The 21,508-nt window shown below is 59.8% G+C and carries 18 protein-coding genes and 1 tRNA gene; 9 read left to right on the top strand and 10 right to left on the bottom strand.

The window, feature by feature from the left end; genetic code table 11:
• Nucleotides 1-76: 76 nt before the first annotated feature.
• Entirely contained in the window at nt 77-952 is an 876-nt protein-coding gene (locus RCJ00_RS14275) for an N-formylglutamate amidohydrolase (RefSeq protein ID WP_316222751.1), read from the bottom strand.
• A 128-nt stretch (nt 953-1,080) separates the two neighbouring features.
• Here RCJ00_RS14275 and RCJ00_RS14270 point away from each other — a divergent pair, with 128 nt between their 5' ends.
• A complete protein-coding gene (locus RCJ00_RS14270; protein WP_316222750.1) occupies nt 1,081-1,437 on the top strand; it encodes a response regulator in 357 nt (118 codons plus the stop codon).
• 2 nt (nt 1,438-1,439) lie between these two features.
• Nucleotides 1,440-1,820: a hypothetical protein gene (locus RCJ00_RS14265; RefSeq protein WP_316222749.1), complete on the top strand. Its 381-nt coding sequence runs from the start codon at nt 1,440-1,442 to the stop codon at nt 1,818-1,820.
• A 65-nt stretch (nt 1,821-1,885) separates the two neighbouring features.
• Here RCJ00_RS14265 and RCJ00_RS14260 read toward each other — a convergent pair.
• The 4 genes from RCJ00_RS14260 to RCJ00_RS14245 form a co-directional block, all read right to left on the bottom strand.
• Nucleotides 1,886-1,960 (bottom strand) — tRNA-Val (locus RCJ00_RS14260).
• A gap of 82 nt (nt 1,961-2,042) precedes the next feature.
• Nucleotides 2,043-2,984: a tetratricopeptide repeat protein gene (locus RCJ00_RS14255; protein WP_316222748.1), complete on the bottom strand. Its 942-nt coding sequence runs from the start codon at nt 2,982-2,984 to the stop codon at nt 2,043-2,045.
• Between the two features lie 136 nt (nt 2,985-3,120).
• Nucleotides 3,121-4,293 (bottom strand): patatin-like phospholipase family protein, encoded by a 1,173-nt coding sequence (locus RCJ00_RS14250; protein ID WP_316222746.1) that lies wholly within the window; start codon nt 4,291-4,293, stop codon nt 3,121-3,123.
• Between the two features lie 62 nt (nt 4,294-4,355).
• Nucleotides 4,356-5,252: an SIMPL domain-containing protein gene (locus RCJ00_RS14245; protein WP_316222745.1), complete on the bottom strand. Its 897-nt coding sequence runs from the start codon at nt 5,250-5,252 to the stop codon at nt 4,356-4,358.
• 153 nt (nt 5,253-5,405) lie between these two features.
• Between RCJ00_RS14245 and RCJ00_RS14240 the strand changes: the two genes are divergently transcribed.
• Nucleotides 5,406-6,230: a tetratricopeptide repeat protein gene (locus tag RCJ00_RS14240; protein WP_316222744.1), complete on the top strand. Its 825-nt coding sequence runs from the start codon at nt 5,406-5,408 to the stop codon at nt 6,228-6,230.
• Nucleotides 6,231-6,240: 10 nt separating this feature from the next.
• Here RCJ00_RS14240 and RCJ00_RS14235 read toward each other — a convergent pair whose 3' ends face one another.
• Together RCJ00_RS14235 and RCJ00_RS14230 are read right to left on the bottom strand one after the other, a co-directional pair.
• Nucleotides 6,241-7,134, bottom strand: a complete 894-nt coding sequence (locus RCJ00_RS14235; RefSeq protein ID WP_316222743.1) for a tetratricopeptide repeat protein — start codon at nt 7,132-7,134, stop codon at nt 6,241-6,243.
• A 31-nt stretch (nt 7,135-7,165) separates the two neighbouring features.
• Nucleotides 7,166-10,447 (bottom strand): transglutaminase family protein, encoded by a 3,282-nt coding sequence (locus tag RCJ00_RS14230; protein ID WP_316222742.1) that lies wholly within the window; start codon nt 10,445-10,447, stop codon nt 7,166-7,168.
• A 172-nt stretch (nt 10,448-10,619) separates the two neighbouring features.
• Between RCJ00_RS14230 and RCJ00_RS14225 the strand changes: the two genes are divergently transcribed.
• The 4 genes from RCJ00_RS14225 (at nt 10,620) to RCJ00_RS14210 (ending at nt 16,567) form a co-directional block, all read left to right on the top strand.
• A complete protein-coding gene (locus RCJ00_RS14225) occupies nt 10,620-12,533 on the top strand; it encodes a class II glutamine amidotransferase (protein WP_316222741.1) in 1,914 nt (637 codons plus the stop codon).
• A gap of 62 nt (nt 12,534-12,595) precedes the next feature.
• The gene (locus RCJ00_RS14220) at nt 12,596-14,053 is read left to right on the top strand and encodes a circularly permuted type 2 ATP-grasp protein (protein ID WP_316222740.1); all 1,458 of its coding nucleotides are present in this window, start codon (nt 12,596-12,598) and stop codon (nt 14,051-14,053) included.
• A 1-nt stretch (nt 14,054) separates the two neighbouring features.
• On the top strand, nt 14,055-14,990 hold the full coding sequence (locus RCJ00_RS14215; RefSeq protein WP_316222739.1) for an alpha-E domain-containing protein: 936 nt from the start codon (nt 14,055-14,057) through the stop codon (nt 14,988-14,990).
• A 338-nt stretch (nt 14,991-15,328) separates the two neighbouring features.
• A complete protein-coding gene (locus RCJ00_RS14210; RefSeq protein WP_316222738.1) occupies nt 15,329-16,567 on the top strand; it encodes an ROK family transcriptional regulator in 1,239 nt (412 codons plus the stop codon).
• Nucleotides 16,568-16,707: 140 nt separating this feature from the next.
• On the opposite strand, the gene ruvB is transcribed toward RCJ00_RS14210, so the two are convergent.
• From ruvB to ruvC, 3 genes are read right to left on the bottom strand one after another with little or no spacing between them, the layout of a single operon-like run.
• Nucleotides 16,708-17,742, bottom strand: a complete 1,035-nt coding sequence (gene ruvB, locus RCJ00_RS14205; RefSeq protein ID WP_316222737.1) for a Holliday junction branch migration DNA helicase RuvB — start codon at nt 17,740-17,742, stop codon at nt 16,708-16,710.
• A gap of 16 nt (nt 17,743-17,758) precedes the next feature.
• Nucleotides 17,759-18,367 (bottom strand): Holliday junction branch migration protein RuvA, encoded by a 609-nt coding sequence (ruvA, locus tag RCJ00_RS14200; protein ID WP_316222736.1) that lies wholly within the window; start codon nt 18,365-18,367, stop codon nt 17,759-17,761.
• Complete coding sequence (gene ruvC / locus RCJ00_RS14195) at nt 18,364-18,873, bottom strand: crossover junction endodeoxyribonuclease RuvC (protein ID WP_316222735.1); 510 nt, start codon at nt 18,871-18,873, stop codon at nt 18,364-18,366. The genes ruvA and ruvC overlap by 4 nt, the downstream gene beginning before the upstream one ends.
• Before the next feature lie 197 nt (nt 18,874-19,070).
• Here ruvC and RCJ00_RS14190 point away from each other — a divergent pair, with 197 nt between their 5' ends.
• Both RCJ00_RS14190 and RCJ00_RS14185 read left to right on the top strand, forming a co-directional pair.
• On the top strand, nt 19,071-20,882 hold the full coding sequence (locus RCJ00_RS14190) for a hypothetical protein (protein WP_316222734.1): 1,812 nt from the start codon (nt 19,071-19,073) through the stop codon (nt 20,880-20,882).
• 269 nt (nt 20,883-21,151) lie between these two features.
• Nucleotides 21,152-21,508, top strand: coding sequence for a PadR family transcriptional regulator (locus RCJ00_RS14185; protein ID WP_316222733.1), 357 nt, complete (start codon nt 21,152-21,154; stop codon nt 21,506-21,508).

Below are 21,508 nucleotides of genomic sequence, written 5' to 3'. Positions count from 1 at the left end.
GCGCGTAAAAGCAAGGAAGTACAGCGCCGATCCGATTCAGCCAGATCGGAATAAGCTCTAGCGCCAGGATTGCCCATCATGCGCGCGTAAGCTCTGCCGTCAGATCCTTAAAAACGCCCTTAAGCCGCAGCCCACCCCCCAGCGGTTCAACGCGCACCTCGTCCATGTAGATCGCGCGATTGATCTCAATCTGCAGCGCCTCCACGCCCCCTGCGGGGCGGCCATAGGTTTCAACAATATACCCCCCGGCGAACGGCTTGTTAAGCCCGACCCGCAGACCTGCGCCCTCCAGCACGCCCCTTACCCGCCGCACCAGGTCCGGCGAACAGGTTTCGCTATGCCGGTTGCCCAGCACAATATCGGGCCGCGGTTCGCCGGCTTTGAAATGACTTAGCGCCGCGCTGGGCATGGAATGCCAGTCGATCAGGATGGCAGGTGATCCTGCCCGTTTTGCCTCCGCCAGCAGCCGTTTAAGCGCAGTGTGATAGGGCCGGTGAATAAGATCGAGGCGGCGGTTGACCTCGACCATATCCAGGGGGTGACTATATATGTCCTGGTCAGCGTTCAGTCGTCGGGCAATCACCCCGAACCCGGCCTTGACGCGGGCGCTGAGCGACAAAGCCGCCTTGGGCAATTCCCCGCGGATCAGGCGAGCGTCGAGTTCAAGCGGACTGCGGTTGACGTCGCAAAAGGCGCGGGCATAGCGGCAGGCGATGCCGTGCACCCCCAATTCCGGTCGCAAGTCCACAAGCTCATCGACAAACGCGTCTTCGCTGGCGCGCAGGCCGAGCGGGCTCTGACGGGCTTCGGCGACGAAGCTGTCGGGATAATAGCGCCCACTGTGCGGCAGGCTGTAGACAACCCGACTGGCGCCACCGGCCGGAGCAACCATATGGCAGGCCAGATCGGCGGTGTGGACAAGGTGCCAGGGCGGAGGGGACAGGTCGGTCATATTAGCACTTTAGTAGGACATTCCTGTCACGTCTTCACCTCTAATTTACGCCGCCGCTGCAAAGATAGTGACATCTGCGAAGAGCGGGATATGATGAGTCAGCGTTTGGGGATTTTATGACTGAACCGATGAAAAAGATTCTGCTCGCCGAAGACGAAGATTCCGTACGCAGCTTTCTGTCGCGCGCCTTGCAACGCGCCGGCTATGAGGTGGTCAGTTGTCCCGACGGCGACACCGCCATCCTGGCGCTGGATCAAGGGCCATATGACCTGCTCCTTACCGATATCGTCATGCCCGGCGCGGACGGCATCGAGGTCGCAAAGCGTGCCGCGCAAATCCAGCCTGACCTGAAAATCATGTTCATCACCGGATTCGCCGCCGTCGCGCTCAATGCTCAAAAGGCGTCACCGAACGCCAAGGTGCTCGAAAAGCCGGTACACCTGCGCGAGATCGTCACCGAAGTCGAACGGCTGATCGCGGCCTGATCATGAAGCAGGCGGTCATCATATCTGCCGCCTTGCTGCTCCTATCCGCCAGCGGCGCCCAGGCAAACACAAAGGCGCAATTTTCCGCCGAACGAAAGTACAGCGCCGCCGAAGCGGTTGTCGTCGGCCGTGTTATCAAGCTCGTCCATAACGATTTCGATGGTAGCGAACACGCCGTCGTCAGCGTCAACGCCGCCCTGAAAGGCTTTGTCGGCCTGAAAATCAATGTTCTGGTCAAGGGGAGCCACGAATACAAAATTCCCGACCTGGCGGTGGGCGCCGACTATACCTTTTACCTGACTCAAACGCCCAATGGCGACTATCAGTCGGTCAACGGCCGGTATGGCGTGGTGCGGCAGGACCCTAAATATCCGGCCATGTAGGTCATAAGGAAAGCAGATAAACAAAAAGCGCCGGAGACGATCCGGCGCTTTTTCGTTAGTGAAGATGGTGGGCGCTACAGGGATTGAACCTGTGACCCCTACCATGTCAAGGTAGTGCTCTCCCGCTGAGCTAAGCGCCCATCTTCACTAGAGGAGCGGCTGTATAGCGACCGGTTTCGGGCTTGGCAAGCGCCTGAACAACTTTTTTCGGGGAAAAGAAAATTATTGCCGTAAAGCGTAGCTGTTGGCCAGTTCCGTCGCCTGGCGCACGCCCGCTTCGTCAAGCACGTGCTGGCTGTCCATGCTGGCCAGCATGTCAGCGGCGACGCGATCGCCGCCATTGGCCGCCAGAAGCGCCCAACTGTAGGCCTTCACCAAGTCGCGCGGCAGGATGTCGCCATCATAATAAAGTCCGGCCAGTCGGCTTTGCGCCAAGGCAAAGCCTGTATCTGCCGCTTCGCGGATCAGGGCCAGGCCCCGCGACCTGTCCGTCTTGACCCCGGTACCGGTCAGATAGAGGTTGCCGAGATTGTATTTGGACGGCGCATGGCCCTGCGCCGCGGCCTTTTCGTACCACATAACCGCCAAGTCGTAGTTCTGAGCAACGCCATCACCGGCTTCGTACAAGGTGGCGACATTGAATTGCGCGATATCGTAACCTTGCTCAGCGGCTTTCTTGTACCAGCCGAAGGCCTGGGTCAGATCCGCCTTGACCCCAAAACCGTTGTCATAGGCCAGGCCCATATAGTACTGCGCGCCAACATAACCCTGGTCCGCTGCCTTGCGCACCCAATAGATCGCCTTATCATAATCGACGGCGACACCGTAGCCTTTGTAATAGGCGACACCCAGCTCGGTCTGCGCCTCTGCACTCCCCTGCTCTGCCGCCTTCTGGTACCAATGCAAGGCCTGCGTATAGTCCTGGCCGATGCCATTGCCGACAAAATAGTCGTCGGCCAGCCGCAATTGCGAGGCGACGTCTCCGGCTTCGGCCTGACGCTTAAGGACATTCATATCCATGGTTTCAGCCACACGTTGCTGATCGGCCAAGGCCTCTGCAGACGACATGCCAGTCTGGGCGCCGGCAGGGGCGCCAAGGGCCATAAACACAAAGGCCATAAAGATGGCGGTCAGAGGCATACGAGCCGAACGATACGATTTCACGACATGCCTCCCGGCCATCATAATCAATCCACTACGGATGAATGTTGCCGAGTATATGGGCTTATGTGTCAATTTTCGCCAGTAGTCGGCGGACGACATTATTGCGATGCAGCACATTTGCACCAGATATGCGGCATCAGAGCCACAGTTTTTCCGACAGTTTGTGCGGACTTGGTCGGATATAGTCATAAACCGCAAGACCAGCATCCGGATCGCTGAAGGTCCGCCAACTGGTTTCGGCGACGGCCACGTGCGCATCGTTCCTGCCGTCGCGCCAATGCTCGTCGATAGAAACGCGCCAGAACTCGTAATCCTTGGACTGAATCTCGCGCCGGTTCTGACGGTTGATGATGTGGACAAGACTCACGCGGCCGTCGAATATATCCGCCGGCTCCTTACCGCCACAGATATCGGCAAGAACATTCGCTGGAACATGTTCCGCCAGCTTGCGAATGGCGTGACGCAGCCGATATTTTTCCAGGAAGGCATCTGTGTTCAGACGGGTACGGCTGGAATAGGTGATGTCCTTCATCCGTTCCTGCACTTCGTCCATTGTCGCGGGGTCCGGCCCTTCGGCGCTGAACAGGTCGATCTGAAAGATCAGCGTATCCTTGGCCACGCCCGTATCCAGGATGTAGGACAAGGGCGTGTTGGAAACGAGACCGCCGTCCCAATAGGGCTCACCGTCGACGTATACCGCCGGAAAACCAGGCGGCAGGGCGGCGCTGGCCATGACATGCTCAGGCCCTATCCGGCGATCCCGGCTGTCGAAATAGACGAAATTGCCGGATTTGACATGGACCGCACCGAGGCTGAGCCGCATACCGCCTGCGTTGATGCGGTCGAAATCGACGTGACGCAACAAGGTTTCGCGCAATGGCGCCGTGTCGTAGAAACTGGTGGCCTCAGGCGTGCCGGAACTATTGAACCAGGGCAGGAGGAACCACGGCCGGAAAAAACCCTTCACGCCGGCAACAATCGCCCACAGGCCGCTGAACTGGCGGAAGTTGAAATCGCTGACATCATGTCGGGCTGCAACCTGTCCCCCAGGCACATCGGTGCTGATTTCGTCCCAGAAGGCCCGCAAGTGCGCCACCCGGTCTTCCGGCGCATTTCCGGCGATAATGGCCGCGTTGATGGCGCCGATCGAAATGCCGGCGATCCAGTCGGGCTCGACCTTGTTTTCGTGCAGGACCTCATACGCGCCCGCCTGATAGGCCCCCAGTGCCCCGCCGCCCTGCAGCACCAGACAGGTCTGATCATAGGCGGCGGTAATGGAAGCAGCAGATGGCGAGGTTTCAAACGACATGGTCTATAATCCCGGTGACGAAACCGGGACTATATTGCACCGCAATATGGCTTTTTTCAAGCCTACTGCACGCCGTAAACGACGCAGGCCTTCGCTTCCAAACGCTGCAGGGGCGGCGTCTGAATGAACGGGTTCTGCAAGGCCTTGGCTTCAAGATATTCGGCAGAACCGACAGCCCCCGCGATTGCCACAACGGGCGCCGGAGGCGGTGGTGGCGCATAGGCCATTTCGGCATTGCGAAACTGGACTTCCTGAGGGGTGGTCGGATTTCCGTTGCCATCCGGGGCGCGCGCCAGAATATCGGTTTCGCAGGCGCGTCCCGTCGGATCAATCACCTTGATCCCGCCAAGCTTCCCCCCGGCGGATGTGGCGGCATTGCCCGCACGCACGCGCGCATCCTTTATGGCTTCGTTATAGAGCCAGGTATTGGTGGCGTTGTCGGCCTGCAGGCTGAAATTGACCGGCGTAGACGAGGTCGGCGCGGCCGCCAGAACCAAGGCATAGGCCCGTTCAAGCACGGCCACATCACGAACTTCGATATTGATGTTCAGGGACACCTGATAGTTTTCAATCTTGTCGCCGCGCTGGTCTTCGATGCGGTTGCCGTTCTTGTCCTTGTACTGCTCGTAAAGCGCCCGCATCGAAAAGCCAGTGGTCACACGCACCTTGTCATTGCCGAGCTTGGTCAGCGCCTGGTTGAGGCCGCGGGTTTGTTCGATTGCCTTGGCCTGAGCCTTTTCCGCTGTCGGGGCGACGGTTAGGAAGGTGGCGGAGAAGTAGGCACGGTTGGCGGGGACTTCCGTAAACACGAAGCCGGTCTGGGTGATGACGCTTTCCTTCATCCACCACGGCGCCCGGTCATAGGGTGACGGATTAACCGGAACAGCTTGGGCGAAGGCGGAGCCGGCGGTGGAAACCAGCAAGCCCGCAGCCAAAATGCCTGATAAAATGGTACGCATGTGTCCCTCCTCTGTTGTGTTGGGCAATATCACCATCGCCATAAGGCAAAACTTAGACCTTTCTTATTCTCTGGAACATCTGTCCCATCGTTTTTTGCAGACGCCAGTGCACATCTTGGCCCCATGGTCGGCTCGCTAGACATCCCCCCTTCCTTGATCGCACTCGCTATCGTTAGCGCGATATTTGTCGTCATGAGCGTGTTCTGTCTGCGCGATATCTGGCCGAAGCGGTATCAGCATTCGCACCCCCTGACCCCGTTTCAGTGGACGCGCCGGCTGGCCAGACGCGGCGACGCCAAGGCCTGGGCCGATTGTGCGACGATGCTGGAAAAGGGTATAGGCGGCGCGCCGCGCAACCCGCACCTCGCCAAAACCTATCGCGAACGGGCGCTGGACATATACCGCCCGAAGGCGCGCAATGGCGACGGGCTGGCGTGGCTGAAAATGGCGGAAATCTATAATAGCACGCATAAGGGACCGGGCTTCGACGACAAAGCCGACCGTTGCTATCACCGCGCCTGGAAAATCCACGTCCAGCAGGCGGAGGACGGCGATCCAAAAGGCATGGCCTATGCCGGTTATCAGTACCGTTTCGGCCTGGGCACTATCGCCGATCTGGAAAGGGCGGCGCACTATCTCGAAGGCGCGGCACGGGCGGGGCACGCCCCATCGATCAAAAGCCTGGCCGATCTATATGCGATGGGTTTCAAATCCAAGCCGGATCCGATCAAGGCCGCCCAGCTCTACCGTCTGGCCGCGATGAAGGGCGATGTCGAATCGCTGGAACGCGTAGGCGACAACTACTTCGGCAATCTCGGCGAAAACACCAGCCGGGAACTGGCTTATTTCTGGTATTCCCACGCCCTGCGCAAGGGGCGCGAAGCGGCGCGCGACAAATTGCGCTGGCTGGAGGAACAGTGGACGCCCAAACAATTGCGCGATGTTCAAGATCGGCTGCGCGACTGGGCGCCAAGTTAGACGGCTGAGCTTAGCGCGCCGCAGGGTGCGATGCGCGCCAAGCGGCGGCACGTTTGTCGCCCTCCGCCACGGCATCGGCCGAAATCTTGTCTTTCAAAAATTCCCGCGCGATCTTCACCTTGTCCTGATCGCCATCGGCTATGGCCAGCCATTTCCAGGCCTCAGCATCGTCCTTTTCGACGCCGCGACCGGAATAGTACATGTAGCTGTAGTTGAGCTGGGACTGGGTATCGCCCTCAACGGCCGCCTTGGCATACCACTGACGCGCCTTTTCATAGTCCTTCACATCGCTGCGCCAATCGTAATAAAGATTGCCGAGCGCGGCGCTGGTTCCCGGAACATTCTGCGCCGCCGCCTTGAGCAACCACGGTTCGGCGGCCTTCGCCTGCCCGGCACCGGCCAGGTTGCGGCCATAGATCAATTGTGCCTTGCCGTCACCGGCAGCGGCCGCTTCCCCCATCAGCTTGTCCGCTTCCGCGATGTCGGGCTCGCGGCTGCCGCGTCCCATGCCGATGGCCGCCGCCAGCTTGCGCTTGGCTTCGACATTGCCGGCATCCGACGCCTTCTTGTACCACTCGACGGCCTTGTCGCCGTCCGACTCGGTCTTGGATTTGTTGTAGATATCGCCCAGCGCCAGCATGGCCCGCGCATCGCCCTGAGCCGCTGCTTTTTCAAACAGGGGAATGGCGGTTTCGTCGCTGTCGGCCTTAACGGCCCGCTCGTAGGGTGTACCCCCACCGCCGAGTTTGGCCCCGCCCTGTTCTAACAGACTCCGCAGATCCGCCACGGCATCATCGCCCGTTCGCCAGTGGCGGCTAAGCCCAAACGCGATCGCAGCCGCCACCGCGACGATCAGAAGGATCATCAGGAACGGATTGCCGGATTTCTTTTTCTGCTTGACCATCTAAGCCCCCACTTACAGCGGGGCAGTCATATCAAGGTTTCCAGCGCAGGTCGAGGGTGTGCGGATAGTCCGGATTTATGATGACGGGCGGTATCTTCACCCGGCCGGCCGTATGGGTGGGCGCTTCAAATCGCGACAACCGGCGCCCTTCCGCCTCATTGGCGTTGAGCGGCAAGGTGTCGTAATTGCGTCCGCCGGGATGGATGACATGATATTTGCATCCGCCGAGGCTGCGTTCCAGCCGGGTGTCGAGCACGTCGAATTTCAACGGCGTGTTGATCGGCAGGTTAGGATGCAGGCTCGACCACGGGTTCCAAGCCTTGTAGCGCACGCCCGCGACCTGGACATTGGCGTCACGCGTCGGCGTCAGCGGCAGGCGCAGGCCATTGCAGGTAACGACGTGCTGCGACCCCACCGCGCCGGACAGGCGGATTTCCATACGTTCAACCGATGAATCGACGCCGCGCGAGGTCCCGCCCGCCGATGGCTCTTCGCCCATGACCGGCCATGGCTCCAGCGCATTTTTCAGTTCCAGGCCAATACCGCCGATCTGGACCGTGCCGACGGTGGGAAAGCGGAAATCAAAGAAAGGAATGAACCAGTCCGGTGAGAACGCAAATCCGCGCACACGCAAATATTCCAAAACTTCAGAAATGTCTTCCTGAACGAAATGGCCCAGCATGAAGCGATCGTGCAACTGCGTGCCCCACCGCACCAGGGGCGCCGTGTATGGGGTTTTCCAAAAGCTGGCGACCAGGGCGCGCAGCAAAAGCGCCTGGATCAGGTTCATCTGCGGATGCGGCGACATTTCAAATCCGCGCATTTCCAGCAAGCCGAGACGCCCCCGATCGCTGTCGGGCGAATAGAGCTTGTCGATGCAAAATTCGGCGCGGTGGGTGTTACCGGTCAGATCGACCAACAGATTACGCAGCAAACGATCGACCAGCCACGGCGCCGCCTCTTCACCACCCGCCGGCAGGTTCTTAAGAGCGATTTCCAACTCGTACAGGCTTTCGTGCCGCGCCTCGTCTATCCGCGGCGCCTGGCTTGTCGGCCCGATATAGAGGCCCGAAAACAGGTAGCTGAGCGATGGATGGTTCTGCCAGAAGCGGATCATGGACCCCAGCACATCCGGCCGGCGCAGGAATGGGCTGTCCTCCGGCTTTTGCGCGCCCATGACAATGTGGTTGCCCCCGCCGGTGCCGATACGCTTGCCGTCGATCATGAACTTGTCGGCAACAAGACGGGCCTGGGTGGCTTCCTCATAAACGGTGCTGATGATCGATTTGAGTTCAGGCCACGATTTGGCGGGCTGGATATTCACCTCGATCACGCCGGGATCCGGGGTAACCGACAGGCTTTCGATGCGATGATCGCGCGGTGGCGAATAGCCTTCGATCACCACCGCGATTTTCAGGGTTTGGGCCACGGCTTCGACGGCGTGGATCAGGTCGAGATAGTGCTCGATATAGGTGAGCGGCGGCAGGAACAGGAATAGCCGACCGTGACGAACCTCGGCGCAGAGGGCGGAGCGGATCAGACCATTTGGCGTGTCCGGCGCAGCGGCCTTCGCCTGCGAGGTGAGCTGGGTTTTAAAAAATTCCACTTTTTGGGAACTATTTGCCAAGGGCTCCGTCTCGGCAAACGGAGAGCGCGGCGGCCAGTAATGTTCGTCCGCCATGTCCTGGTCGATAACCGGAAGGGCATTGAGCGGCAGACGAAGCCCAACGGGGGAGTCACCGGGGATCAGCATCATCTTGTCAGTGCGGAATTTCCAGGCGTTGGACACCCACCCGCCGGTCTTGGCGGAAAAGGCCAACGGCAGAACATAGCCCGTCGGGTAGCCGACATTGTCATCGAGTTTGGCCTGCAACCGCTTGCGTTCCGTCGCCTCGAAAATATCCGCCTTCAGCATCTCGCCTTCCAACGGAATGCGCTGCTCCTTCCAGAGCAGGTAGGGGATATCTTCATAGGCCGATAGGACGCACGGCGCCCCGACACCCAACGCGTCGGCCAGCTTGCCGAGAAAATCGGCCGCAGCCTTAGGAGACAGTGTCGCCTTCGCTTCCGGATCTGCCAAGAGCGATGATTCCAGCCAGATCGGCTGACCGTCGTTGCGCCAGAACATGTTCATCGCCCAGCGCGGCAGGATTTCGCCCGGATACCATTTGCCCTGGGCATGCTGCGCCAGAGCGCCCGTCGCGAACCGTGCCGACAGACGCTGGAACAGATCGTAGCCCAAACACTTCTTATTTTCCGACAATGCCGAAAAATGCCATTCGTCGCCCGTCCGGTCATCCAGGCTGACAAAGGTCGGTTCGCCGCCCATGGTCAGGCGCACATCCTGTTCCAAAAGACGTTGGTCGACTGTGTCACCCAATGAATCGATGGCCCGCCATTCGCTGTCCGAATAAGGCCGGGTCACGCGACGACTTTCGTAGATCCGCGTTACCGACATGTCGTGTTCAAACGTCGATTCGCAGGGCTCGTGTGCACCGGTAATCGGCGCGGCCGAGGTCGGGTTCGGGGCGCAACACAACGGAATATGCCCTTCGCCCGTGAACATACCCGAGGTTGGGTCAAGCCCGATCCAGCCGGCGCCCGGCAGATAGACTTCGTACCAGGCATGCAGGTCGGTGACGTCCTGAGCGACACCGGAAGGGCCATCCAGTGCTTCGACATCGGCCTTCAACTGGATCGAATAGCCGGAAACGAATCGCGTCGCCAAGCCTTTGTGGCGCAGGACCTGGCAAGCCAGCCACGCCATGTCGCGACATGAGCCTTGTAGCAGATTCAGCGTCTCGGCGGAGGTTTGCACCCCGGCTTCCATGCGCAGAGTGTAACCCAGATCGCGATTGACCTTCTGATTGAAGGCGACCAGGAAATCGACGGTGGGCGTGGGCGCATCCGGTATCGATGCAACATAGTCCATAAGAACCGGATCGCTTTCCTTGATCTCCAGATAGGGGGCCAGTTCCTCCTTCAGAGCCGCGTCATAGACGAAAGGAAACGTTGCCGCCGAATCTTCCAGGAAGAAGTCGAAGGGATTGAAGACCCGGATTTCCAGCACGAGGTCGACCTCGACCCTGAAATGCGCGGTCTTTTCAGGGAAGACGATTCGCGCCAGATAGTTGCCGAAGGGGTCCTGCTGCCAATTGATGAAATGGTTGGCTGGTTCGATTTTCAGGGCATAGGACTGTACGTGCGCCTTGGTGTGTGGCGCGGGCCGCAGGCGGATGACCTGGGGGCCCAAACTGATGGGCCGGGCGTATGTATAGTCGGAAACGTGGTGCAGGGCCGCCAAAATGCTCATTATAAACGCCTTAAACCTCTTCTAGTCCGCAACTATGCATTTACGGAATCGCAAAAAAAGTGTCATCGTTACCCCTTGGGACTAGACAACCGCATTTTTAAAAAGTCTAGTTGCATCGCAACATTCCGTGAAAAGAGTTTGTTCACGGAGGGCAGCATGGGAAGCATTATCTTTGAGCGCGATTTCGAGTGATATCCTGGCGTTTAGTTTCGACGGCTTGAGTTCGCCGGCGATCGACCTCAAATTCCGCAAGGCCTCCGTCAAGGGGGAGCATACGCTGGGCTGGGGCCTGACCTGGTATCCGGGCGACAGCAAGGCCGCCGTGGTGGCCAAGGACCCGTCCGCGCGTGACACCAAATCCCTTCATGGCGTCATGGGCGACTGGGATACCTTCCGCTCAACCGTCTTCATGTGCAAGGTGCGCGGCGCCGCGTCCGGCTATACCCATCTCGAAACCCAACCGTTTTCGCGCAGCTTCGCCGGCCATGACTGGGTCTTCATGCATAATGGTGATCTCGACAAGACCGCCATGCAGCGCCTGCATTTCAACAAGTCGATCTTCCTGGAGCCGCTTGGCCGGACTGATTCGGAACTGGCCTTCTGCTTCGTGCTCGGCAAGGTGCAGGATTATGGCGCACGCACATTGGCCGACGTTGACCATCAGGTCTTGTTGAGCTGGTTCCTGCAGCTTGACGACATGGGCAGCGCCGACATGATCATATCGGACGGCACCACGGTTGCTGCCTTTTACGGATCCCAGTCAGAAACACGGCTATACTATTCCCGCCTAAAGCCGCCGCATGGCGAAGCCGGCTATCATTCCGCCCCAGCGTCTTTTGCGCTCAACAACCCGCGCGACACCTTCCGTACCGCCCTTGTCTTTTGTTCCGCGCCGTTCAAGGAAGGCGACTGGAAGCCCATGCAAAAGGGCCAGCTGGTCGTTGCCCGACGCGGCGCGCTGGTCTGGAGCAACAAGCGGGACGAGAAGCGCCCGCCGGCGCAGCAGCCCCTGCATGAACAGGACGGCCACCTTCAGGGCATGGTCGTTCCGCCAGGCAGCGGTCGCACAGCACCGGGGCGCGCCTTCGCTGATCAGCAGGCCCAGGCCCAGCAGCTCAGCATCCTGCAATCGCTCCAGCAGATGAAATCGGTCCAGCACAATATTCTCAATGTGCGCTCCCTGACCCATACGCCGGACGGCTCTCCCCTGACCTATCGTCTGTACGACGTCGTCCATTCGACAGAATATGCCTACGAGAACGAGGTTGAGCATTCGACCCACAGTTTCCGGCTGATGCCGCTGGAAGACGCCACGCAGGAGGTGCTCAATTCGACCTTGAGCATTTCGGCCGAGGGCGAGGATATGCGCTTTGAGGATGTGTTCGGCAATCAAACCATTCATTACAGTATCAACAAGCCGTACAAGCGATTGACCGTGTCCTGTCGGTCCCTGGTCAAGATTTATGGCCGCGCGCCTGACGACATGGCGCCGGACAAGCGCCACCATTTCATTCCGCTGGCGCTGATGCCGTGGCAACAGGTGATGATGGAGCCCTATCTGCGTTCTCCGGAATTGCCTGAGACACAAATTCAGGAATTGCTGGTCTATGCGATGAGCTTCGCCGAACGCAATGGCCGCCACCTGATGGACACGCTCAACGACATCAACCAGACCATCTATCGCGACTTCCGTTACGTGCCGGGCTCGACCTCGCTGAAGACCACGCCGTTCGACGTTTATGCCTCGCGCGAAGGGGTCTGCCAGGACTTCTCGAACCTCTTCATCTGCCTGGCGCGCCTGCTCGGCGTGCCGGCGCGCTACCGGGTGGGTTACGTTTTCACCGGCGCGAATTACGAGAACAAGATGCAGTCCGACGCCAGCCACGCCTGGGTGGAAATCTACATTCCCTACCTGGGCTGGCGCGGTTTCGACCCGACCAACGGCATATTGGTGACGCAAGACCATGTCCGTGTCGCTTGCGGCCGCAACTACCTGGATGCGACGCCCACGTCCGGTACGATCTACAGGGGCGGGGGCAAGGAAACACTACGGGTTCAGGTCACCATGAACGAGGTATTCAACTGATATTTTGAGCCTCGTGTCCGCGTTTCAGGCCATGGGGCAACTACTGAATTGGACACACCACATTGACGCTTGAGACCTATAAGACCGACGGATTTTACGACGAGCTTTTTGCCGATGACGGTGTCGCACACCCCAGCGCCCGGCCTCTGGTCGAACAGATCGATACGCTCAGCCGCCCCGAGCTGAAACGGCGGCAGAAGCTGGCCGAAGACATCCTGTACCAGTCGGGCAATACGTTCAACGTCTATGGCGACAAGAAGGGTACGGAAAAAATCCTCCCCTTCGACATCATTCCACGCATGGTCTCGGCGGCCGATTGGGCTAAGCTGGAGCGCGGCATCGCCCAGCGCATCACCGCGCTCAACCTGTTCATCCAGGATATCTACAACGACCAGAAGATTCTCAAGGACAAGGTCATTCCGTCCGAACTGATCTTTTCGTCGGCCTGCTATCTGAAGCCCTGCGAGGGTTTGTCACCACCCAAGGGCGTATGGACCCATATTTCCGGCACCGATTTCGTGCGCGACGGCGACGGTGAGTTCTACGTTCTGGAAGACAATCTGCGCTGCCCGTCGGGCATTTCCTACGTCCTGGAAAATCGCGCCGTCCTCAAGCGCATCTTGCCCGCCGCCTTTCATACCATGAAGGTCCGGCCCGTTTCCGATTACGGCGATCACCTGTATCGCACCTTGAAACACATCGCGCCAGCCGGTCGGGAAGATCCCAACATCATTGTGCTGACGCCCGGCATCTACAATTCCGCCTATTTCGAGCACGCCTACCTGGCTCAGCAGATGGGCGTGCCCCTGGCCCAGGGCAGCGACCTGGTGGTCGAGGACGACATCGTCTACATGCGCACGACCGAAGGCCTGCAACGGGTCGACGTCATATACCGCCGCATCGACGACGAATTCATCGATCCCGAAGTCTTCCGCAAGGAATCGCTACTCGGCATTCCCGGTATCATGCGGGCGTACAAGACCGGCAATGTCGCCCTGGCCAATGCCCCCGGCACCGGCATAGCCGACGACAAGGCGATCTATGCCTACGTGCCGCGCATCATCAAATACTATCTGGGCGAAGAGGCCATATCCAACAATGTGCCGACCTATATCTGCGAGGACGATTCGGACCGCGCCTATGTCCTGGAAAATCTCGACAAGCTGGTGATCAAGGCTGTGAACCTGTCCGGTGGCTACGGCATGCTGATCGGCCCCAAGAGCACCAAGGCCGAGCAAAGGGAATTCGCTCAGTTGATCCAGGCCAAGCCGCGCGAGTACATCGCCCAGCCGACGCTCAGCCTGTCGCGCGCCCCAACCCTCATCGGCGGTGGCATCGAAGGCCGCCACGTCGATTTCCGCCCCTACTCTCTCTACGGCGAAGAGATTTTCACCTTGCCCGGTGGCCTGACACGCGTCGCCATCAAGAAGGGGTCGCTGGTCGTGAATTCCAGCCAGGGCGGCGGCTCCAAGGACACCTGGGTGCTGGAAGACGAATACAATGCGGCGGAGGGCAACTAACATGCTGAGCCGTGTTGCCAATTCCATCTACTGGATGGCCCGTTACCTGGAGCGCGCCGATTGCGTGGCCCGCTTCATCGACGTCAATACGCACCTGATGCTCGACCTGTCGCTCGATCAGTATTCGGCGCAATGGTACCCGTTGATCGCCACTTCCGGCGACGATGAAGACTTCAACAAGCGCTATACGCAAGCCGATGAGCGCGCTGTCATCAAGTTCATGACCTTCGACGAGAAGAATCCGAACTCGATCCTGTCGTCCATCTTCCGAGCGCGGGAAAATGCTCGCACGGTGCGCGAGGTTATCCCCGTCGAGATGTGGGAAAAGATCAATGAGCTCTATCACCTGACGCAAGGCCATAGCCGCAAACGGTCGGTCGCCGACCTTCAGGACTATTACAAGGAGGTCCGTCAGATGGGCCACCTGTTCACCGGCCTGATGCACAACACAATGAGCCGTGACATGGGCTGGCAATTCGCCCATCTGGGCCAGATGCTGGAGCGGGCCGATAAAACCGCGCGCCTGCTGGACGTTAAATACTTTCTGTTGCTACCGCGTGCCGACGATGTCGACAGCGCCTATGACGCGGTTCAGTGGGGCGCCGTGCTGAAATCGGTCAATGCCCTGGAAATGTATCGACAGCAGTTCCACACCATCAACTATAAGGATGTCACGCAGTTCCTGTTGTTTTCCAAAGCCTTTCCGCGCAGCGTGCTGTTCTGTCTCGAGGACGCCTCCGCCGCGCTGGACATGCTGACCTATGATCGCACCGTAGAAAACAAGGCGACGGCCGAGATGGCTATTCTGTGCAAGACTATTCACAGTTCGGACGCCTCGCACATCATTTCGGCCGGGCTGCATGAATTCATCGATATCTTCCAGGCCAATCTGAACCTGGTCGACGAAGCCATCTACGACACCTACTTCAAGACATAAGGACGCTCCATATCCGTCAGGAACTTGCAATATAAATCTTACAATCGCGTGAAATCCGACCTATACATGAGGGGTGCGGCGCGCTTCCGTCCATGGCAGGGAATGGCCTGAAAAGAACGCGCGCATACCCAAGCAAGCAACCGCTTGTTTTAAAATAAGAAAATAATGCCATCCTCATATGCGCCACCACACGCCCAGACTTAGCCCCCTTGCCGAAACCTGTGAGTATCGCTCCAGCGGTCCGGCTTTCGGACATCGAACTGCGGTAAATCAAGCCCTCAGTTCCCTCCCCCCCTTCAACAGGGTACGGAAATACACTCGCCCCAAGGGGGTGACTTATGGCTGCTGACGAACGCACAGGGGCCAGTCGGCCCGAAGCGCGGGTCCATGCCCTGGGCGACTCGTTGTCCGGTACCAATCTGGAACGCGCCGGCGATCATAATCAACGCGTCACCTTGCAAGCCGTGCGCGCAGCGGGCGCGCCCATAACGCGTGCCGATATCGCCGACCTGACGGGCCTCACCGCCCCGGCCATAGCCAATATCACCAAACGCCTGCTCAATGACGGCATGATCCTCAAAGCCGGCCGTCAATTGGGCGGACGGGGCCAGCCGGCGACCAAGTTGGTGGTCAATCCGGACGGCGCGTTTTCGATCGGCCTGAATATCGACCGCGACCACATCGCCATCGTTGCCCTGGATTTTCTCGGCAATGTGCGCGCCAGATCCTGCCGCGAAGTGCACTTCGCCATGCCTGACGAAGTCGTCGCCTTCTTCAAGGCCGAGGTGAGCAAAATCATAGCTGAAAAGGCGATCAATCTCGACCGACTGATCGGCATAGGCATCGGTATTCCTGACGATCTCGGCCGGGTACCGGTGGCCAACCGCCCCGATGCCTATCGGGTCTGGTCAGAAGTGGATGTGGCGTCGCTGTTCGCCGATATCCTGCCCATAGCCGTACCGGTCTATGTCGAAAACGACGCGGCGGCGGCGGCTATAGGGGAGATGCAGTTCGGCCACGGCCTGCGCCATCGCAGCTTCATATACACGATTATCAGCGCCGGGCTGGGCGGCGGCCTCGTCATCGACGGACACTATTACCGCGGGGCCGATGGACGTTCCGGCGAAATCGGCTTTCTGCCGGTCAGGGACGAGACCGGCCACGCGCAGTCACTCGAAGACATGGTGTCGCTCTATTCGCTCTACGATTACCTGCGTAAGGCCGGGTTCGAGGTATCGACGCCCGAAGACCTGGAAACCCTGCCGCCTCCGGCCCAGGCCACGGTCGAAGCCTGGCTGGACCGTGCCGCCGAACACCTGTTCGAGCCGTTTCTCGTCATGAGTTGCGCTATTAACCCGGAAGCGCATTTCATCGGCGGACGACTGCCTGCGACCTATATCGAAGAACTCTGCGCGCGTCTGAACGCGAAATTCGATGCCTTCAAACATCGTATTAGGACCATATCCCCAGTGAAGCGAGCCGAACTCGCCGTGGATGCGGCGGCGCGCGGCGCCGGCATCCTGCCGTTTAACGACCGCTTCCTGCCGATCCGCGAAGCGCTCATGAAGACGGGTTAAGGATGACGCGCTCATGAAGAAAAGCGGCTATACGCGACTTATCGCGTTTATTCTGCTGGTAATTGTGCTTTTCATCGCCTGGTTCGTGTTCAAAGGCGACGGAACAGACATGCTACCTCATTAGCATCTTGCTACGCGTCCTAGCTGTCGAACAGGTCCGGCGACGCAGGTGGTTGCGCCGGTGGCGTCAGGCCCAGATGCAGATAGGCCCGTGCACAGGCCGTCCGGCCCCGTTGCGTGCGCTGGATAAAGCCCTGCTGGAGCAAATACGGCTCGATCATATCCTCGACCGCGTCCTTGGCTTCCGCAATCGCGGCCGACAGAGTTTCCAAGCCGACCGGACCACCGCCGTAGTTTTCGATCAGCGCAGTCAGATAGCGACGATCGGAATGATCGAGGCCGACCGCATCGACTTCCAGCCGGGCCAGCGCCTTGGCCGCCGCCTTCCGGTCAATAATCTCAGCGCCTTCCGCGTGGGCGAAATCGCGCACCCGACGCAGTAACCGACCCGCCACGCGCGGCGTACCACGCGACCGCGACGCAATTTCCAGCGCGCCATCTTCGGAAACAACGGCCCCCATCTTGCGGCCCGTGCCCATAACGACACGCACCAATTCTTCCGGGGTGTAGAATTCCAGCCTAAGCGGAATGCCGAAGCGATCCCGCAAGGGCGTAGACAACAGGCCTGCCCGCGTCGTCGCACCCACCAGGGTGAAGGGCGCCAGGTCGATGCGCACGGTGCGTGCCGCCGGACCGTCGCCAATGATCAGGTCAAGGACATAGTCCTCCATCGCCGGATACAGGATTTCCTCCACCGCCGGGTTGAGGCGGTGAATTTCGTCGATGAACAGGACGTCATTGGGTTCCAGGTTCGACAGAATCGCCGCCAGGTCACCCGCCTTTGCCAGGACCGGCCCGGACGTGGCGCGAAATCCGACGCCCAGTTCCCGGGCGACGATCTGAGCCAGGGTGGTCTTGCCCAGGCCCGGCGGGCCGTAGAACAGGACGTGATCGAGCGCCTCCTTGCGCGTCGCCGCTGCCGCGACGAACACCTTCAGATTGGCCTTGAGCGGCGCTTGGCCAACGAAATCGTCGAAGGTCTGCGGCCGCAGGGCGCGGTCCTGGGCACGCTCTTCGAAATCGTTGTCGGATTCGCCTGAAATCAATCGCGCCATGCTATTTGCCCGCCAACTACTTGCCCAAAGCCTTCAGCGAGGCGCGAATAACAGCCGCCAATTCCGCTTCCGGCCCCAATTGCTTCACCGCCGATTCGACGGCGATGCGTGATTGCTGTTCCGAAACGCCGAGCCCCATGAGGCCCGCCACGGCTTCGCCGTTGACGGTCGTCCTGACGGCCACACCCGCTGGCGCCGTCACGATCGGGCCGAATTCGGCGCTCATCAGCACCTTGCCCTTGAGTTCGATAACGATGCGCTGCGCCAGCTTGGGTCCGACACCTGACGCGCGCGATACGGCAGTCTTGTCTTCATGCGCGACGGCCTGGGCGAGTTGGTGAGGGGTGAGCACATCAAGCACGGCCAGGGCCGCCTTCGGCCCGACGCCCTGCACGCTTTGCAAGGCCTCGAACGCCTTGCGCTCGTCCTTGTTGAGGAAACCATAAAGACGGGTGCCGTCCTCGCGCGTCTGGCTATCTATGTGGACGATAACTTCGGCCCCCAGTTCCGGCAGGGCCGCGATGGTGCGCACACCGCATCGCACGATATAACCGACGCCGGCGCATTCGATTAGTACGTCTTCGTCCGTGGTTTCAAGCAATACGCCACGTAGTCTGCCTATCACGCCAAGGCCCTCTTTAAGCTATTCATTTTTCGTTTGTGCGCATGGGTGATGGCGCAGGCCAGGGCATCCGCCGCGTCTGCCTTCATGACACCGCCCGCCTTGGGCAGCAAGCGCTTGATCATGAAAAGAATTTGATCTTTATCGGCCCGTCCCGCGCCGACCACGGACTTCTTGATGTCGAGCGCCGCGTATTCGGCCACGGACAGGCCGGATTTTGCCGCAGCCAGCATGGCGGCTGCTCGCGCATGACCCAGTTTCAGCGTAGAGGACGGGTTCATGTTGACAAAAGTTTCTTCGATCGCCGTTTCGTCCGGCGTCCATTCGGCGATGACGGCCGTCAATTCGTCAAAGAGATGGAGCAAACGCACCGACAGATCGAGGTCGGTCGGCGGCTCTATCACGCCATGCGCCACCCATGATAGGCGCGCGCCTTCGACGTCGATCAGCCCCCATCCCAGCCGCCTCAGGCCGGGATCGAGCCCCAATATGCGCACTACGTTCTTCATATGTTCGCTTGTATCCGCAACCCCTCGCTCGTGCAAGCCTTTCACGCAGCCGCGGAACCGGGCTTGGCCGAAAAGTTGCACAACCGCCGCTGTAGCGCTCAAATTTCGCCTTTCTGGCACAGGTCCGCCAGTAAAGATTTGCCATAAGGCGAAAGCTGAGGTTAATGTTTTATCAATATTAGCGTTGCGGGGGCCGTATGAGCAGTTCGACTACGTCTTATGGAGAGGGTGTTGTGGAGCGGCGTAAACCCGGCCCGGCCGGTTTCCTGATGTTGACCGTTCTGGCGATGGGCGTAGCCGCGTTTGCCCTCTATAAGGGTGACGCGCCCTTGTACGACCCGCATATCGAGGACTGGATCGACCAGGCGCGCATTTCGCCCGTTTGGGCCGCCTTGTTCGCCGCGGGTATTTTCCTGTTCGTCATCGGCCTGATCGGCGTGTTCCGCAGCCTGTTTTCCGCCGGTGAGCCCAAGCCGCGCAGGCTCCAGCCCTCCCTAACGGACGACATCGAACTGGAAGCGGCGCCGGCCATCGACATCCAGACCGCTACACGCGCCAGCGACGGCCGTGGCAATCTGCGCTTCACCGCCGAAACGATCGGCATGCAATCCTATGGCGCGGAATCCCGCCCCATGGCCGTGGAACCCCCGTCTGTCGAAACCAATTCTGTGGTCGAAGCTCCGGTACAGCCGGTTCAGGATCATGCCGGTCGGGGCCACGATATCCAATCTCTGGAACCTGCCATTTTCACCGATCACGCTGCGTTTTCCGACAACGCCTCTGACACCTTCATGACCCGTCAGCCTGAAACAGCGGCGCCGGGCGAGGTGCCCCGGTTCGATGAAGTGCCAATGTTCGATTCCGCCGCCGCGCTTTCCGAAACGCATGGCCTGCAGATAACCTCCCCGACGGCGCAAATCATCCCGCTGCGCCCCGAGACAGTCGTCGAAACCACTCACGACCCGCTTGAAGCCGCCTTGCTGCGTGAAACGCCGGACGTGGTCACCCAGGCGCCACCGGGCGACATAAATGCCGTAATCAATTCCGCCATGCGCTTTGCGCCGCAAAGCGATATCGCCGGCCACCCGGCAGTCACCGACATTCCCGCCGTTGCACCGGAAGTCGTCACCGACGTCATCCCGGCGGCTGTTTCCCCTGTGCCGACTCTCGCTGAGCCAGTCCCCACCGAGACCCTTATTGCTCAGCCCGTGATAGCCGAACCGGCCGTCATCGACGACGAAGCCGAAATCCGTCAGGCCGTCCAAACAGCCCTGTCCGTCTGGCCAGACGCCACGCGCGCTATCGCCGCCGATGAGTTGAGCACGCGCATATCGCATCTCTATTATGACAAGTCGCCCCAGGCCGTCCGCGCTTTTCAGTTGATCGCGTCGGGCGATCTGTCTGCTGCCTCAACAGCCCTGGCTAATCACGCCGACGCCCTCGCCGTTGCCGGCAACCATGCGGGCGCCGCTGAGCTGTGGCGGATTGCCGGCGCGTTGCATATGGGCCGCGACGACACCAAGGCGATGGCTGCCTATGAGCATGTGTCGGAACTCGATCCGTTGGATGCCAACATCCACCTTTATCTCGCCCGCCGCTATCAGATGGCCGGCGACACGGTAAAGCAGCCCCCTGTCATCAGCCGGGCACTGGGCGTTATCAGCGATCCGGCTACACGCGCCGAATTGCTGGCGCCCTACGCCGACCTCAAGCTGAAGGCCGGGGACGCCAAGGCGGCCGGCGATGCTCTGGAAGAATTGAGCCGTTTGCACGAAACCAACGCCAATCTTCGGCCCGACGATGTCGGCGTCCGATCGACCTACGCCCTTACCCTGGCGCGCTTCGCCCAAGCCCGCGAAATGCAAGGGGCTTATGATCAGGCCGGCCCGCTCTACAAGAAGGCCCAGCAGGTCTTCGCCGACCTGTCTGCCATGAAGCCGGAGCATCCGGGCCTGCGCGCCATGGCAGAAAACGCCCTGAAAGACGCCCAACGCTTCAATATGGCCTAAAAGGCTTATTGCGCGGCGACTGCGCCGTCTACATCGCCTAACCGCGCAGCCCCCTACAAAGACCGAATGACGCGACCGCGACGCCACAGACTCGATGTCTGGCGATGGCGTCGCCATGCCTTTGACTCCTTTATGACAAAAGGCCTTGCCGCAACCTTACTACTATTTAATGATATATACCTTGCATAGAAAGGTAGCTTGCCATATTCAATAAGCAAGCGGTCTCCTCCCCTACCGCGACACATTCGAAGCGCGTCAAAGGAAACGAGATGCCTGAAACCATTGATATTCAACTCAAAAAAGGCGTTCTCGGCCTATGTGTGCTGGCGGTGCTGGCACGCAACGAAAGCTACGCCTATGAGATCGCCAGCCATCTGTCCGAAGCCATCGGCATGGGTGAGGGCACCATTTATCCGCTGATGCGCCGCATGCAGTCGGATGGCCTGGTTGCCACCTATATGGTGGAATCCCCGGCCGGCCCCAGCCGCAAATATTACAAACTGACCGACGCGGGTCGCACCGCACTGGCGGCCCAGGCCAGTGAATGGCGTGGCTTCGCCGGCGCGGTGGACGCCCTGCTCGACGCCCTACCCCAAACCCAGCCCACAACCGTTGAAGAGGCCTGA

The organism is Asticcacaulis aquihabitans (assembly GCF_032490435.1).
Taxonomy (GTDB): Bacteria; Pseudomonadota; Alphaproteobacteria; order Caulobacterales; family Caulobacteraceae; genus Asticcacaulis.
The sequence above is the reverse complement of the archived record's forward strand: the minus strand, read 5'-3'. Positions and strand labels throughout refer to the sequence as shown.

Excerpts from the sequence above, each read along its gene's own strand:
- RCJ00_RS14185 (WP_316222733.1), top strand. The coding sequence starts at position 21,152 with ATGCCTGAAACCATTGATATTCAACTCAAAAAAGGCGTTCTCGGCCTA.
- RCJ00_RS14275 (WP_316222751.1), bottom strand. The coding sequence starts at position 952 with ATGACCGACCTGTCCCCTCCGCCCTGGCACCTTGTCCACACCGCCGAT.
- RCJ00_RS14250 (WP_316222746.1), bottom strand. The coding sequence starts at position 4,293 with ATGTCGTTTGAAACCTCGCCATCTGCTGCTTCCATTACCGCCGCCTAT.
- RCJ00_RS14230 (WP_316222742.1), bottom strand. The coding sequence starts at position 10,447 with ATGAGCATTTTGGCGGCCCTGCACCACGTTTCCGACTATACATACGCC.
- ruvC (WP_316222735.1), bottom strand. The coding sequence starts at position 18,873 with ATGAAGAACGTAGTGCGCATATTGGGGCTCGATCCCGGCCTGAGGCGG.
- ruvB (WP_316222737.1), bottom strand. The coding sequence starts at position 17,742 with ATGGCGCGATTGATTTCAGGCGAATCCGACAACGATTTCGAAGAGCGT.
- RCJ00_RS14235 (WP_316222743.1), bottom strand. The coding sequence starts at position 7,134 with ATGGTCAAGCAGAAAAAGAAATCCGGCAATCCGTTCCTGATGATCCTT.
- RCJ00_RS14270 (WP_316222750.1), top strand. The coding sequence starts at position 1,081 with ATGAAAAAGATTCTGCTCGCCGAAGACGAAGATTCCGTACGCAGCTTT.
- RCJ00_RS14190 (WP_316222734.1), top strand. The coding sequence starts at position 19,071 with ATGAGCAGTTCGACTACGTCTTATGGAGAGGGTGTTGTGGAGCGGCGT.
- RCJ00_RS14210 (WP_316222738.1), top strand. The coding sequence starts at position 15,329 with ATGGCTGCTGACGAACGCACAGGGGCCAGTCGGCCCGAAGCGCGGGTC.
- RCJ00_RS14215 (WP_316222739.1), top strand. The coding sequence starts at position 14,055 with ATGCTGAGCCGTGTTGCCAATTCCATCTACTGGATGGCCCGTTACCTG.
- RCJ00_RS14265 (WP_316222749.1), top strand. The coding sequence starts at position 1,440 with ATGAAGCAGGCGGTCATCATATCTGCCGCCTTGCTGCTCCTATCCGCC.
- RCJ00_RS14245 (WP_316222745.1), bottom strand. The coding sequence starts at position 5,252 with ATGCGTACCATTTTATCAGGCATTTTGGCTGCGGGCTTGCTGGTTTCC.